The sequence below is a fragment of the Promicromonospora sp. NPDC050262 genome, from assembly GCF_040655935.1.
Classification (GTDB): domain Bacteria; phylum Actinomycetota; class Actinomycetes; order Actinomycetales; family Cellulomonadaceae; genus Promicromonospora.
Map to the genome: position 1 here is coordinate 12,955 of NZ_JBFAKX010000019.1, position 14,595 is coordinate 27,549.

The 14,595-nt window shown below is 73.0% G+C and carries 13 protein-coding genes; 8 read left to right on the plus strand and 5 right to left on the minus strand.

Annotated features, from left to right (window positions below; translation table 11 throughout):
* Positions 1 to 3: 3 nt before the first annotated feature.
* The 3 genes from AB0I29_RS22850 to AB0I29_RS22860 form a co-directional block, all read right to left on the minus strand.
* A complete protein-coding gene (locus AB0I29_RS22850; RefSeq protein WP_357486082.1) occupies positions 4 to 1,116 on the minus strand; it encodes a DNA alkylation repair protein in 1,113 nt (370 codons plus the stop codon).
* 220 nt (positions 1,117 to 1,336) lie between these two features.
* Positions 1,337 to 1,765 (minus strand): organic hydroperoxide resistance protein, encoded by a 429-nt coding sequence (locus AB0I29_RS22855; RefSeq protein WP_285105663.1) that lies wholly within the window; start codon positions 1,763 to 1,765, stop codon positions 1,337 to 1,339.
* Positions 1,766 to 1,941: 176 nt separating this feature from the next.
* A complete protein-coding gene (locus AB0I29_RS22860; RefSeq protein WP_357486085.1) occupies positions 1,942 to 2,526 on the minus strand; it encodes a TetR/AcrR family transcriptional regulator in 585 nt (194 codons plus the stop codon).
* Positions 2,527 to 2,760: 234 nt separating this feature from the next.
* On the opposite strand from AB0I29_RS22860, the gene AB0I29_RS22865 reads away from it, so the two are divergent.
* Together AB0I29_RS22865 and AB0I29_RS22870 are read left to right on the plus strand one after the other, a co-directional pair.
* Entirely contained in the window at positions 2,761 to 4,293 is a 1,533-nt protein-coding gene (locus AB0I29_RS22865; RefSeq protein WP_357486087.1) for a hypothetical protein, read from the plus strand.
* 48 nt (positions 4,294 to 4,341) lie between these two features.
* A complete protein-coding gene (locus AB0I29_RS22870; protein ID WP_357486089.1) occupies positions 4,342 to 5,973 on the plus strand; it encodes a family 20 glycosylhydrolase in 1,632 nt (543 codons plus the stop codon).
* Between the two features lie 56 nt (positions 5,974 to 6,029).
* Here the strand turns inward: AB0I29_RS22870 and rsmI are convergent, their stop codons facing one another.
* Entirely contained in the window at positions 6,030 to 6,905 is an 876-nt protein-coding gene (gene rsmI, locus AB0I29_RS22875) for a 16S rRNA (cytidine(1402)-2'-O)-methyltransferase (RefSeq protein WP_285105669.1), read from the minus strand.
* A gap of 75 nt (positions 6,906 to 6,980) precedes the next feature.
* On the opposite strand from rsmI, the gene AB0I29_RS22880 reads away from it, so the two are divergent.
* Positions 6,981 to 8,711 carry a phospholipid carrier-dependent glycosyltransferase gene (locus tag AB0I29_RS22880; protein ID WP_285105671.1) on the plus strand — a complete coding sequence of 577 codons (1,731 nt, stop codon included), beginning with the start codon at positions 6,981 to 6,983 and terminating at the stop codon, positions 8,709 to 8,711.
* Positions 8,712 to 8,745: 34 nt separating this feature from the next.
* Here AB0I29_RS22880 and AB0I29_RS22885 read toward each other — a convergent pair whose 3' ends face one another.
* Positions 8,746 to 9,342, minus strand: coding sequence for an isochorismatase family protein (locus AB0I29_RS22885; protein WP_285105674.1), 597 nt, complete (start codon positions 9,340 to 9,342; stop codon positions 8,746 to 8,748).
* Between the two features lie 150 nt (positions 9,343 to 9,492).
* Here AB0I29_RS22885 and AB0I29_RS22890 point away from each other — a divergent pair, with 150 nt between their 5' ends.
* The 5 genes from AB0I29_RS22890 (at position 9,493) to AB0I29_RS22910 (ending at position 14,562) form a co-directional block, all read left to right on the plus strand.
* On the plus strand, positions 9,493 to 10,749 hold the full coding sequence (locus AB0I29_RS22890; RefSeq protein WP_357486092.1) for a PQQ-dependent sugar dehydrogenase: 1,257 nt from the start codon (positions 9,493 to 9,495) through the stop codon (positions 10,747 to 10,749).
* A gap of 123 nt (positions 10,750 to 10,872) precedes the next feature.
* The gene (locus AB0I29_RS22895; protein ID WP_357486094.1) at positions 10,873 to 11,238 is read left to right on the plus strand and encodes a hypothetical protein; all 366 of its coding nucleotides are present in this window, start codon (positions 10,873 to 10,875) and stop codon (positions 11,236 to 11,238) included.
* A complete protein-coding gene (locus AB0I29_RS22900) occupies positions 11,238 to 11,894 on the plus strand; it encodes a nucleotidyl transferase AbiEii/AbiGii toxin family protein (protein WP_357486096.1) in 657 nt (218 codons plus the stop codon). Before AB0I29_RS22895 ends, AB0I29_RS22900 begins: the two co-directional genes overlap by 1 nt.
* Before the next feature lie 96 nt (positions 11,895 to 11,990).
* A complete protein-coding gene (gene metG, locus AB0I29_RS22905; RefSeq protein WP_357486098.1) occupies positions 11,991 to 13,616 on the plus strand; it encodes a methionine--tRNA ligase in 1,626 nt (541 codons plus the stop codon).
* A gap of 10 nt (positions 13,617 to 13,626) precedes the next feature.
* Positions 13,627 to 14,562 (plus strand): TatD family hydrolase, encoded by a 936-nt coding sequence (locus tag AB0I29_RS22910; protein WP_357486100.1) that lies wholly within the window; start codon positions 13,627 to 13,629, stop codon positions 14,560 to 14,562.
* Positions 14,563 to 14,595: the final 33 nt, after the last annotated feature.

Consider the following 14,595-nt stretch of genomic DNA (forward strand, 5'->3'; position numbering starts at 1 on the left):
CGCTCAGTCGTTCGGCGGTGCTTCGAGCTCGAACTCCGCCACGTCGGTCGCGACTCCGTTGACCTGGAGCGTCACGGCATGCGGCCCCGGGTAGTAGCGGCGCGTGGTGATCGGCCGGAACGAGTGCTCCCGGCTGAGCTCGACCTGCTCGCCCGGGGCGAGCGTCCGGGTGGTCAGCTTGAACGTCTTCGCCGTCCGCGACCCGTTGGCCTTCCGGTGGTGCACCACGTAGTCGATGGCCAGCCGCGCCTCCTCGGCCCCGACGTTGCGCACCGCGGCCGTGAACCGGACCGCTCCGCCGAAGGGCACGCGGGCGGCGTCGAGCACCGGACCGTCGATCTCCAGCGTCGCGGGGCCGAACCCGAGCAGGCCCAGGGCGTCCGGGTCCCCGCGCTTGACCAGCGTGCGCAGCGCGTGCCGGACGAGGGCCGGTGTCGTGGGCGCGGGGTCCGCGAGCCAGCGGCCGGCCGTCGCGACCACGAGCCGCGGGTGGTCACGGCTGAGGTCGTTGAGATGGTTGGCCACCGAACGGCGCACGTACTCGCTCTCGTCCCGGTAGAGGGCGTCGAGCACCGGCACCGTCACCCCGGGGCGGGCCAGGATCTCCGGCACCCGGACGGACCAGGGCAGGTACGGGCGGGTGCCCTCGCTGGCCAGGCGGCGCACGTCGACGTCGTCCGACCCGGCCCAGGCCGTGGCCGTGGCGAGGGCGCGGTCCAGGTCGTGCCGCAGCAGGGTCCGCACGGCGAACTCCGCGGTGAGTCGCCCGGTGAGGTCGGCCAGGAGCGCCATCGCGTCGTCGAACGCCGCGTCCGTGCCCTCCTCGACGGCCCGGGACGCGACGGCGCTCGTGACCGGCCAGATCAGCCAGCCACCGAACGGCTCCGCGCCGTCGCGCGCGGCGCGCACCACCGCGGCGAGGTCCGCGTAGGTGCCCGGCAGGTCGACGAGCAGTGCGTCCCGCAGGAGGTCCGCCCGCTCGCGCAGCGTCAGGTCGGCGAGCCGGCCCGCGGTCGCCGGCAGCGCCCGCAGCGTGGCGTGCGGGGCGGCTGCCCGGACCGCGCGGGTCAGGGTCGCGGCGGTGGTGTCGCTGATGAGCTCGTCGGCGAACGGCATGGAACTCCTTGCTCGGGATGTGTCAGACGCTCAGGTCACCATGGTGACCTGAGCGTCTGACACTGCCGGGGTGGGTGGCCTCAAGCTCTGCTTGTCGGTCGCCTGAGCCTGCGGTTCCGCTGCGGGCAGGTGCCTCGTTCCTCGGCCCCTACCCTCCGCTGCACCTCCGGCTCAGCAGGTGCCTCGTTCCTCGGCCCCTACCCTTCGCTGCACCTCCGGCTCAAGCGACGGTCGCGTCGACCGTGACCTCGATGTTGCCGCGGGTCGCGTTCGAGTACGGGCAGACCGCGTGCGCGGCCTCGACCAGCCCGTCGGCGGTGGCCTGGTCCACGCCGGAGAGCTCGACGTGCAGAGCGGCGCTCAGGTTGAACGCACCGCCGTCCCCGGGGTGGATGCTCACCTCGGCGACCACGGCGGAGTCGCTGACCGTGACCTTCTTCGCGGCGGCGACGGCCTTGAGCGCGCTGTGGAAGCACGAGGCCCAGCCCGCGGCGAACAGCTGCTCGGGGTTGGTGGCGCCGCCCGGGCCGCCCATGTCGGCGGGGATCGCCAGCTTGAGGTCCAGCAGGCCGTCGTCGCTCACCGCGCGGCCTCCCGCGCGGCCGTCGCCGGTGGACGTCGCGACGGCGGTGTAGATGCTGTCAGCCATGGGATGCGCTCCTTCTCGAGGCCGGGAACCGACTGTTCCGACCATGTAGACGAACTAGTACGTCTACACTAGCACCCGAACCGGCCGGCACAAGCAACCGACGACGAGAGCCCGCCGCCACGGTGAGGTGGCGACGGGCTCTCGTCGGGGTCCGGGCGGATCCGGAGCGGGTGCGGCTACACGCGCGAACCGGCGGCCTGACCTGCGTCGATGACGGCGAAGATCGCGCGCTCCAGGGCGCTGCCGACGCGGGCGGGGTCGTCCAGGTAGCCCGACAGCATGGCGCCGTCGCGCAGCATCATCAGCTCGTCGGCCGCCTGCTCGGCGTCGGCCACGCCCAGCCCGGCGGCCATCTCGGCGAAGGTCTGCCGGTACCAGGTGCGGTGCTCGGCCACCACCTTGCGGACCTCGCTGCCGGGCTCGGCGTACTCGGCCGCCGCGTTGATGAACGAGCAACCCCGGAAGCCGGGCTTGCAGGCCTCGGTGCCGACGCTCGCGGCGAACCGGCGGAGCGCCTCGGCGTCACCGGCGGACGCGCGCAGCCCGTCGAGCGCGCCGCGCTCCCAGGCCGCCTGCCGCTCCAGGTAGGCCACGACCAGGGTGTCCTTGGTCCGGAAGTGGCGGTAGAACGTGACCTTGGTGATCCCGGCGCGCTCGATGATCTTGTCCGCGCTGACCGCCCGGATCCCGTGGGCGTAGAACAGCTCGGTGGCCGCGTCGAGGATGCGGTCCCGGGTGGATGGGGCCGACGTCGTGCTCATGTGCGCACCTGCCTTCGTACTCGTTCCGATGATCTGAGGAGAAGAGTCTACCCGGAGGTGTACTGACGGGTTCGTCTACCTCGGTCGGCCCACACCCCGTGGTTTCACTTCGCCGCCCGGTGGGGGAGAATGGCATCCGTGGTTATCCGGAACGCCCGATTCGTCCCGCACCACCGACCTGCGTCCGCCGCGGCTCTGCTCGCGGTCGGCGCCCTTCTCCTGGCCGGTTGTACCGTGCCGACGGCTGAGGGCGATGACGGCAAGACGGGGGAGAAGTTCCAGGTCAGGGACCCCTCCGGGCCGGCCCTGGTGCTCGACTCGACCGACCCCGCCGAGCTGGCCCTGACGGCGAGCCAGGCCTTCTTCCACGCCTCCCCGATCGCGGTCATCGCCTCGGCGGACGACGTCGACGCGCGCGCGACCGCCGCGGCCACCGGCGCCGCCGTCACCGCGCCGGTCCTGCTGACCGACGGTGGCGTCTCGGACACCAACGTCGTGGCCGAGCTCGAACGGCTCGGGGCGGACACGGTCGTCGTCGTCGGCGACGAGCAGGCCGTCGCGGACGTGGGGCCGGCCGCGGGCAAGGCCGACGTGGTCCGCTTCGACCCGGGCGCGCTGAGCGCGGCCGCGGAGGCCGCGGCCTCCGCGGGGAAGGGCGACGCGGGGAAGGGCGACGCGGACAAGCAGGACGACGCCAAGGTCGAGCTGCCGACCGCCGACCGCCTGCACGCGGCCGACCTGGACGGGCTGCGCGCGAAGATCCCCGACGTCACCGACCCGGAGCTGCTGCAGGAGATCCTTGTCGCCGTCGACCCGAAGCCGGGGCAGGAGGCCGCCATCGGCACCGCCCTGGCGGCCGGCGCCGTGCCGGTCGAGGTGCCCGGCGGCGACGTCGCGGCACACGCGGGCACTGTCGAGACCATCCGTGCCCTCAAGCCGCTCGGCGTGGTCGGGATCGGCGCCGAGTTCGGCGCCGCGGAGGACTTGGGCTGGCAGGTCGCCGTGGCGACGTCGGGCGCGACGCTGCCGGACGGATCGCTGCAGCTCTTCCCGGGCCGCTACATCTCGACGTCGTACACCGTGCCGGCCGGCATCGCGGACCCGGCGGCGGACGCCGTCCGCGCCGTGAACGCGGCCGCCACGAACGGCGAGGTGCTGGGCGGTTCGCCCCTGGTGACCGTCACGGCGAGCGTGCGGTCGAGCGCGCCGGGCGAGGACGGCGACTACGTGGACGAGCAGCCGCTGGAGCTGCTCACACCCGCGGTCGAGGCGATCCGCGACGCCGGGCAGATCGTGCTGCTCGACGTCGCGCCCGGCGTCCAGCCGCTCGCCGCGCAGCTCGACGACCTCGAACCGCTCCTGACGCGACCGGGTGTCGGCCTGTCCGTGCACCCCGAGTTCCGCGTCGCGGGCAACGGCGCGGAGTCGGGGTCCGTCCCCGTGGCGGAGCTCCAGGAGGTCGTGGACCGGCTCGCCAGGATCGCCACCGCGCAGGGGCTGCCGCAGATCATGCTGGAGGTGCACCAGTCCACCGCGGCATCCGTCGTGGACCGGGCGGCCCTGCGGATCCCGTCGCAGGTCGCGGTGGTCTTCACCGCGGCGGGCCCGGCCGCGGGCCAGGCGACGGCCGGCGGCGTCTGGGCCGACGTCGCGAACGACCTGCCCGCCCACGCGGTGCTCGGCTGGTCCGCGCCGAGCGAGGTGCCCGCCGACGCGACGAGCATCCTGCCCACCGAACCGCTCCTGGGCCTGGTCTCCGCCGGCTGAACCTGCGAAACTGCGGGCATCCATCGGAGCGAAGGGGCCCTAACAATCGTGACCACCGTGAGCAGCGGCGCGGCCGTCGTCGCCGACGCCGTCATTCCCGTACCTGTCGAGCTCGTAGCGGGCGAGGGGGTGCTGGACCTCAGGTCCGTCACCGTGGACGCGCCCGACGCCGTGACCGAGCGCCTCGCGGGTGAGCTGCTCACGAGCGCGGGCGCCTCGGTCGTGGCGGACGGCGCCACGGCTGTCACGCTGACCGTCGACCCCGCCGCGGGTCCCGAGGGATCGCGGAACTCCGAGCGCTACACGCTCACGGTGACCGCCGAGGGCGTGTCCGTCGCGGCTCCCGAGCGCTCCGGCCTGCTGCACGGCGTCCGGACCCTGCGGCAGCTTGCCAACGCGGGCCGGTTCGGCGCGGACGGCGACGGCGGGGCGACGGACGTGCCGCTCGAGGTGCGCGCCGTCGTCGTGCGCGACGAGCCGCGGTTCGGCTGGCGCGGGCTGTCGTTCGACGTGGTGCGGCACTGGTTCGGGCCCGCGGACCTGCGGGCGGTCGTGGACCTCGTGGGCTCGTACAAGATGAACCGGCTGCACCTGCACCTGTCCGACGACCAGGGCTGGCGGCTGGAGATCCCGTCCCGCCCCGCGCTCACGGAGAAGTCGTCGCAGGGCGCCGTGTCGGGCGCGACCGGCGGGTTCCTCACCGCCGACGAGTACCGCGAGCTGCAGGAGTACGCGGCCGAGCGGGAGATCGTGATCGTCCCGGAGATCGACGTCCCCGGGCACGTCAACGCGGCGACCCACGCCTACGGGGAGCTCACGCCGTCGGGCGAGGCCACCGACGCCTACGACGGGATCGAGGTGGGCTTCTCGAAGCTGCACTTCGACCTGCCCACCACCGAACCGTTCCTGCGGGACGTGTTCACCGATGTCGCGCGCATGACGCTGGGGCCGTGGGTGCACTTCGGCGGCGACGAGGTGCTGGTGATGCAGCCCGAGGAGTTCGGCCGGTTCGTGGTGCTGTGCCAGGAGATCATCGCGGGCGCGGGCAAGATCCCGGTGGCCTGGCAGGAGGCGGCCGGCTCGGCGCACGGCGACCAGGCGGCCGTGGCGGCGCTGGCCGGGGCAGAGGCCGGATCGGGTTCTGGCTCCGGTTCCGGTTCCGACGCCGACGACGACGACGCCCCGGCGGACCACGCCGGCGCTCCCGGCGGCGAGGCGCCCGTCCTGGTGGAGCCCCGCACGGTGCTGCAGTACTGGGACACCCGGCCCGACCCGGCGCCGTTCCTGCGCGCCGCGCAGGCCGGCGCGAGGTTCGTGATGTCGCCGGCCGACCGGGCCTACCTCGACATGAAGTACACGCCGGAGCACCCGCTGGGCCAGCAGTGGGCCGCGTTCGTCGAGCTGCACGACTCCTACGACTGGGACCCGGCGACCCTCATCGAAGGGCTGCCCGAGTCGGCGATCGAGGGGGTGTCGGCCGCGGTCTGGACCGAGACCCTGCTGAACCGCGACCACCTGTTCTCGATGCTGCTGCCCCGGCTCGCGGCGGTGGCCGAGGCCGCCTGGTCGCAGACCGGCGCCAAGGACTGGGAGTCGTTCCGCCGCCGGATCGCCGTCGAGGCGGGTGCCTGGCGGCGCGACGGCGCCAGCTACCACCCCACGCCCCAGATCGACTGGTAGTCCCCGCACGTGTCAGACGTACAGGTCACCCGGGTGACCTGTACGTCTGACACGTCCTACTTGGCGGGGCGCGCCGCCAGGGCCGCCGCGTACAGGTCGCGCTTGGCCACGCCTGCGGCGTCGGCCACCTCCGCGACCACGGCCTTGAGCCGCTCGCCGGAGGCGACCCGTTCGAGGACCTCGCCCACGACGTCGTCCACGCTCGCCTGCACGGCCGGAGCCCCGCCGACCACGACGCAGATCTCGCCGCGGAGCTGCTCGGCCGCGGCGCGCTCCGCGAGGTCCGCGAGCGGGCCGCGCAGCACCTCCTCGTACGTCTTGGTCAGCTCGCGCGCGACGGCGGCCGGGCGGGTGTCGCCGAACGCCGCGGCCATGGCGCCCAGCGTCTCGGCGATCCGGTGCGGCGCCTCGAAGAACACCATGGTGCGTGGCTCGGTGGTCAGCGCGCCGAGCGTCCGGGAGCGGTCGCCGGCCTTGCGCGGCAGGAAGCCCTCGAACGTGAACCGGTCGGTCGGCAGGCCGGAGAGTGCCAGCGCGGTCAGCACCGCGCTCGGCCCGGGTGCGGCCGTGACCCGCAGGTCGCGCTCGATCGCCCGCTCCACGACGCGGTACCCCGGGTCGGAGACCGACGGCATGCCGGCGTCGGTCACGACCACCACGGTGCCGCCCTCGGCGACGACGTCGAGGAGCTCGTCCGCGCGGGCCGTCTCGTTGTGCTCGTGGTAGCTGGTCACCTTGCCGCGCACCTCGACCCCGAGCCGTCCGGCGAGGGCGTGCAGGCGGCGCGTGTCCTCGGCGGCCACCACGTCGGCGTCGGCCAGCAGGCGGACCAGCCGAGGCGAGGCGTCCTCCGCGTTGCCGATGGGGGTGGCGGCCAGGACGAGAGTGCCGGCCTCGGGCGCGGGCCCGGGAACCGGGGACGAGTCGGTCATGAACCACACTGTCCCACGCTCTATGCTGGCCCGGTGTCTCAGCAGCCTGAAGCCACCGGAGCGCATCACGCCGCAGTGCAGCAGGCTCTGCCTGGAACCTACGGGGCGCACGTGCGCCGCGAGGCGGTGGGCGCCCGGATGACGCCGACGGGATCGTTCCCCGCCGTCGCCCCGGCCGAGCCGCCGGTGCGCGACCGTCTCCTGCGTGACCTGCTGGGCGAGCGCCGCCTCGCGCTCGGCCGCCGCGCCTCGGACCGGTTCTGGGGCATCTTCGGCGCGCTGGTCGTGACGGCGCTCGCCGCCGGGGCGCGGCTGTACGCGCTGGGCCGCCCGGGCAAGCTGGTCTTCGACGAGACGTACTACGTCAAGGAGGGCTGGTCGCTGGCCAGCCTCGGCTTCGAGGCCGCGTGGCCCGACAAGCCCAACCCCGCGTTCGAGGCGGGCGACGTCAGCTCGTACAAGACCGACGAGGCCGAGTACGTGGTCCACCCGCCCGTCGGCAAGTGGATGATCGCCATCGGCATGCGCCTCATGGGCGGCGCGACCGACCCGATGGCCTGGCGCATCGCGAGTGCCGTGATCGGCGTGGTCGCCGTGTTCCTCATGGTGCGGATCGCGCGCCGCCTGTTCTCGTCCACGCTGCTCGGCCTGGTCGCGGGCCTGCTGCTCGCGGTCGATGGCGAGGCGATCGTGCACTCGCGCACCGGCCTGCTGGACCAGTTCCTCATGTTCTGGGTGCTCGTCGCGTTCGGCTGCCTGGTGATGGACCGCGAGTGGGCCAGACGCAGGCTCGCGGACCGGGTGGCGCAGATCGTCGAGGCGGGCGGGGCGATCGGCCGGTACGGGCCACGGCTCGGGTTCCGGTGGTGGCGGCTCGCGGCGGCCGTGTCGCTGGGTCTGGCCTGCGGCGTGAAGTGGTCGGGTCTGTACTTCGTCGCGGCGTTCGGCCTGCTCACCGTGGTCTGGGACCTCACGGCCCGCCGCACGGCGGGCATCGGGCGGTGGTGGGAGGACGCCCTGGTGGTCGACGCCGTCCCGGCCGCCCTGGTCATGCTGCCCACCGTGGTCGCGGTGTACGTCGCGTCGTGGTCGGCCTGGTTCGCGCACCCGAAGTCGTACCTGCGCGACTGGGCGGTGGTGAACGGCGTGACGCCGCCGGGCTGGTGGCCGGACTGGGGTTGGGCGCAGGGCGCCTGGGAGGCCGGCCGGTCGCTGTGGGAGTACCACCACATGATGTGGGACTTCCACACCAACCTGGACTCGGACCACAACTACGCCTCGCACCCGCTGGGCTGGATCGTGCAGTGGCGGCCGACGTCGTTCTTCTGGGAGAAGTTCGCCCCCGGCCAGGGCCCCTGCCCGGCAGACTCGGTGGGCGACTGCGCCACCGCCGTGACGTCGCTCGGCAACCCGCTGCTGTGGTGGCTGGGCGCCCTCGCGATCCCGGTGGTCCTGGTGCTCGTGATCAGGTACCGGGACTGGCGCGGCACCGCCGCCCTCGCGGGCATCGCCGCGGGCTGGCTGCCGTGGTTCCTCTACTCGTGGCCGCTCGCGGACCGCACCATCTTCACGTTCTACTCGATCGTGTTCACGCCGTTCGTGATCCTCACGCTCGTCTACGTGCTGGCGGTCGGGCTCGAACGGACGCCGCGCAGGAGCGCCGACCGGCGGATCGTCTGCTGGCTGGCCGCCGCGCTGGTGGTGCTGATCGTGGGCGTGAGCGTGCTCTACTACCCGATCTGGACTGCGATGCCGGTGCCGTACGAGTACTGGCAGCGGCTGATGCTGCTCCCGAGCTGGATCTAGCCGGGGCCGGCTTCGGCCCGGTGCCGGGGCGGCGTCAGAGGGCCGAGGAGTCGCGGAGGTCCACGCCGGCGGCCGTCAGCTCCTTCTCGGCGGCCTCGCCCTGCTCCGGCGAGACCGGGATCGTCAGGTCGGTCAGCACCCGGGCGTGCAGACCCGCGCGGCGGGCGTCGAGCGCGGTGTGCTTCACGCAGTGCGACTGCACGAGTCCCACGACGTCGACGGCGGTCACCCCGGCCTCGGACAGGACCGTGGCGAGGCTGCGGCCGTGCTCGTCCGCGCCGTCGAAGCCGGAGTACCCGTGCGAGTACTGGCCCTTCAGCAGCTTGGCGTCCGGGGCGAGGTCGGCCAGCGCGGGGTGCAGCTCGGCGTTCGGCGAGCCGGCGACGCCGTGCGGCGGCCACGAGTCGACGAAGTCCGGGGTGTCGCTGAAGTGCTCGCCCGGGTCGATGTGCCAGTCCTGCGTGGTCACCACGGTGGTGTACCGGTCCCGGTGGGCGGCGGCGTAGGCGGCGACGCGGTGCGCGATCTCGTTCGCGCCCTCCGTGGCGAGCTCACCCCCCTCGCAGAACGTGGGCTGCACGTCGACGACGATGAGGGCCCGCAGCTCGGGCGAGGACTCGGCAAGGCTCATGAACCTCACTCTTCCACTCCGCTGGTTGCCGAGGTAGCCCGTGGTGATCGGTAGTTCGTCACATGATCGGCACCCCGGAACGCCGATCGCCCGACGAACCGCCGATCGCCACGCCGCACCCCGTCGCGGGCGGGGTGCTTGGATGGGGGAGTGGACACTGACGCCGGAGTGCGCCGGCACCTGCTGACCTTGGTTCTGCCCGCGTTCGTGCTGGTCGCGGGGGTGAGCGGGTGCAGCGGGTCGGCCGAGCCCGGCGTCGTGTCGCCGAGCCCGTCCGCGTCGGAGAGCGCGTCGTCGGGCACGGCTGCGCCGTCAGGCACGGATCCCTCGAACGGTGCGGATCCCTGGGACGGCGAGGTGACGGCCGAGGCCGAGGTGGTGGCCCAGGAGCTCCCGGTCCCGTGGGGCATCGCCCCGCTGCCCGGCGGGCGGTTCCTGGTCACGACGCGGGACGACGCGGCGCTCGCCGTGGTGCACCCGAACGGCGACGTCGAGCCGCTCGACGCGTCCGGCGGCGCCCAGGAGCTGGCCGACCAGACGATGCCCGGGGGCGAGGGCGGTCTGCTCGGCGTCGCCGTCGACCCGGAGGACACCGGGCCGACGTTCACCGTCTTCCTGTACCGCACAGGCGCCGAGGACAACGCCGTGCTGCGCGCCGAGCTCGACCTGGACGACATGACGCTGCGCGACGTCACCACGATCCTCGACGGCATCCCGAGCGCCTCCAACCACAACGGCGGGCGGATCGCGCTCGGCCCGGACGGGTACCTGTACGTCGCGACGGGCGACGCCGGGAACCCCACGAACGCGCAGGACCCGGAGTCGCTGGGCGGCAAGATCCTGCGGATCACGGCCGACGGCGAACCCGCGCCGGGCAACCCTGACCCCGGCTCGCCGGTGTGGTCGCTGGGGCACCGCAACGTGCAGGGCCTGGGCTGGGACGCGAGCGGCCGGATGTTCGCGAGCGAGTTCGGGCAGGACCGCCTGGACGAGCTGAACGTGATCGAGGCGGGCGGCAACTACGGCTGGCCCGACGTCGAGGGTCCGGGGGAGCGCGCCGGGTTCGTCGACCCGGTGGCCTGGTGGCCGACGTCGGAGGCGTCGCCGTCGGGTATCGCCGTCACCGACGAGGCCGTGTACCTGGCGGCGCTGCGCGGGGAGCGGCTGTGGCGCGTGCCGCTGCTCGGCACGGCACAGGACGTCGCCGGCGGCGAGAGCCCGGGTTTCGGGGAGCCTCAGGAGCTGCTGGCCGGGGAGTACGGGCGGCTGCGCGCGGTCCAGACCGGGAACGACGGCGAGCTGTACGTGCTGACCGGCAACACGGACGGCCGCGGCGAACCCGCGACCGAGGACGGCCGGCCGGTCGACGACCGGCTGCTGCGGGTCACGCTGACACCTGGCGGGTGAGGAAGCCCGGGGACGACCGGCGGGGTATCCACTGGCAGACGTCTAGGGCTGTGGATATCCTGGCCGGCGGGAAGGGGCCACGTCGTAGGCTCGAACCACTGCCGATCGAGAGGGGTGAACAGGATGTCCGCAGAGCCCGGCGGGTACCGGACGGTGCCGCGCGGCTACGTCTACGCCGACCACATCCCGTACGTCACCCCGGAGTCCCTCGACGAGCTGCGGGGGCCGACCACGGGGATCGTCACCGTGGGGCCGCACATCGACACGAGCCTGGACCCGACGTACGACCTCGGCCGGCGGGCGCGGAAGCTGGAGCTGTACAGCGCGACCGTCCGCGACGGTTTCGTGCCGGACCACCGGGCTGTCCTGAACCGGTCCGAGCTGGTGCGTCTCTGGCCGTTCCTCAACCTCCCCGGTCGGTGTCGCACGGTCTGGGAGTCGAAGTTCCCTGAGCTGGCTGCCCGGTCGAGGGTCACGGGAGCCGCCTGATGCTCCCGTTCCACGAGCGCCTCGCCACGATCGGCCTGGAGGCGCTGGAGGGTTATGGCTTCGCACTGGCCGGCGGTTACGCGATCTCCGCGAACGGCATCGGCGACCGGCCGTCCAACGACGTGGACCTGTTCACGAACGTGTTCGAGCCCGATGTCTTCGTGGTCTCGGTGGCGAAGCTTCGAGCGGCGTTCCTGGCCGCCGGCCTGGACGTTCGCGACAACCTGATCGGTCGGACGTTCGCCGACGTCAACGTCACCGATCCCGTCACGGGCGAGTCGAGCGACGTCCAGATCGGCGCGAACTACCGCGCGTTCCAACCCTCCCAGCTGGCCGTCGGACCGGTGCTCGACGTCCGTGATGCCGTGGCCGGAAAGATGAGCGCCTTGTGGTCCCGGGGTGAGACGCGTGACTTCATCGACATCGATGCGGTGATGGGCTCCGGGCGCTTTACCCGTGACGAGGTCCTGGCGATCGGGGACGAGCAGGAGTCGCTGCCGTTCGACCGGGCGATGCTGGCCGACCGGTTCCGCTCGGTCCAGGGCAAGAGCCCCGAGTCGTTCGAGGCGTACGAGGTGGGGGAGGCCTGGCGGCAGGAGATCGTCGAGCACTTCCTCGACTGGGCCGACGAGATCGACCCCGCCGTCGTCCGCTGAGTGCCGCCCGCCGAGTGTCGTCACGGCGTCACCACGGCGCCGCCGCAGCGCCCCGGGCGCTGCGATCGGGCTGGACCGCGCACCTACCATGGACCCATGCCGGAAGCCGAGAAGTCCTTCTATCTCACGACGCCGATCTACTACGTGAACGATGCCCCCCATATCGGGCACGCGTACACGACGGTCGCCGCCGATGTCGTGACGCGCTGGCACCGCCAGCGCCAGGAGAACGTCTGGTTTCTCACCGGCACCGACGAGCACGGCGAGAAGGTGCTGCGCACCGCCGAGGCCAACGGCGTGACCCCGCAGGACTGGGCGGACCGGCTGGTCGAGACCGCCTGGAAGCCGGTGCTGAAGACCCTCGACGTGCGCAACGACGACTTCATCCGCACCACGGAGGCGCGGCACGAGACCGCGGTGCAGGCCTTCCTCCAGGGCCTGTACGACAAGGGCGAGATCTACGAGGGCTCCTACGAGGGCCCGTACTGCGTGGACTGCGAGGAGTACAAGCTGCCGGGCGAGCTGCTCGACGGCACGGGGGAGTACGAGGGGCAAAAGGTGTGCGCCATCCACGGCACGCCCGTCGAGATGCTCTCCGAGCAGAACTACTTCTTCCGGATGAGCGCGTACGCGGACCGGCTGCTCGCGCTCTACGACGAGCACCCCGAGTTCGTGCAGCCGGCGTCGGCCCGCAACGAGGTCGTGAGCTTCGTGCGGCAGGGGCTGCAGGACCTGTCGATCTCGCGCTCGACGTTCGACTGGGGCGTGCCGATCCCGTGGGACCCGTCCCACGTGCTCTACGTCTGGTTCGACGCGCTCCTCAACTACGCCACGGCCGTGGGCCTCGACAGCGACGACCCGGAGCGCAAGGAGCAGTTCGCCCGGACCTGGCCGGCCGACGTGCACCTCGTGGGCAAGGACATCCTGCGGTTCCACGCGGTGATCTGGCCGGCGATGCTCATGGCCGCCGGCCTGCCGCTGCCCCAGACCGTGTTCGCGCACGGCTGGCTGCTGGTGGGCGGCGAGAAGATGAGCAAGTCCAAGCTCACGGGCATCGCGCCGGCCGACATCATCGACACCTTCGGCTCGGACGCGTTCCGCTACTACTTCATGCGGACCATCGCGTTCGGCGGTGACGGCTCGTTCTCCTGGGAGGACATGACCGCCCGCTACAACGGCGAGCTCGCCAACGGGTTCGGCAACCTCGCGTCCCGGACCGCGGCGATGATCGGCAAGTACTTCGGCGGCTCCCTGCCCACGCCGGGCGCCCTCACCGACGCCGAGACCAGCCTCGCCCGGGTGGCGGCCCAGGCCGTGGCCGACGCCGAGGCGGCGATCGACCGGCTCGCCATCCACGACGCGGTCTCCGCGGTCTGGACGCTCGTGGACGCCACGAACGGTTACCTCGCCGACACGCAGCCCTGGAAGCTCGCGAAGGAGCCGGGCGAGACCGACGAGTCCGGCGCGGGGGTCGACGGCGGGCGCCTCGCGACGTCGCTCGTCACCGCGACGGAGGCGCTGCGGTCGCTGGCGGTGCTCCTCAACCCGATCACGCCGAAGGCGGCGGCCGGGCTCTGGGAGCTGCTCGGTGCGGAGGCCTCGCTGGGGGCGCTCGACGCCCAGCCGCTCGACGGCGCGGCGACGTTCGGCGCACTCCCTGCGGGCACCACCGTGACCAAGGGCGCGGCCCTGTTCCCGCGCCTCGACGACACGGCGGCCTGAGCGACCGACGATGGCGAAGCGCACACGCGAGCGCGGGTTCCCGGCCGCCCCCGAGCCGCTGCCGGTCCCGGTCGTGGACAACCACACACATCTCGACCACATCGCCGCGGTGCTGCCCGGCACGGCGCCGGCGGGCGAGCGGGGCGCCTGGCCGCCGTCCGCCGCGGACCACCTGGACCAGGCCGCGGCCGCGGGCGTGGACCGAGTGGTCCAGGTGGGCTGCGACCTGCCGTCGGCGCGCTGGACCGACACCCTCGTCCGCCAGGACGCCCGGGTGCTGGGCGCCGTCGCCATCCATCCCAACGAGGCCACCCTGCACGCGGGCATCGACGAGGTGGGGCCTGACGGGCTCACGCCCGAGCCGGAGGAACGCCACGCGGTGGGGCTGGACGACGCCGTCGCCGAGATCGCCGACCTGGCCAAGGGCAACGACCGCATCCGCGCGATCGGCGAGACGGGCATGGACCTGTTCCGCACGGGCCCGCGCGGCGAGCAGGCCCAGCGGGACGCCTTCCGCGCGCACATCGCCCTGGCCAAGGAGCTGGGCCTGGCCCTGCAGATCCACGACCGGGACGCGCACGCCCAGGTCATCGAGGTCCTGCTGGCCGACGGCGCGCCCGAGCGCACCGTCTTCCACTGCTACAGCGGCGACGCCGAGATGGCCCGCGTCTGCGCCGAGCACGGCTGGTACCTGTCGTTCGCCGGACCGGTCACGTTCAAGGCCAACGACCACCTGCGCGCCGCCCTGGCCGTGGCGCCGCGTGAGCTGATCCTCCTGGAGACCGATGCCCCGTACCTCACGCCGCACCCGTACCGGGGGCAGCCGAACGCCCCGTTCGCGGCGGCCCACACGGTGCGCGACATGGCGGCCCACCTGGGGGAAGACCTCGCGGTGCTGTGCGCGGACATCAGTGCCAGCTCGGAGCGCGTCTACGGTAGCTGGTAAGAATGGCGCATTGGGGCGAAGAAAGCGGCATTT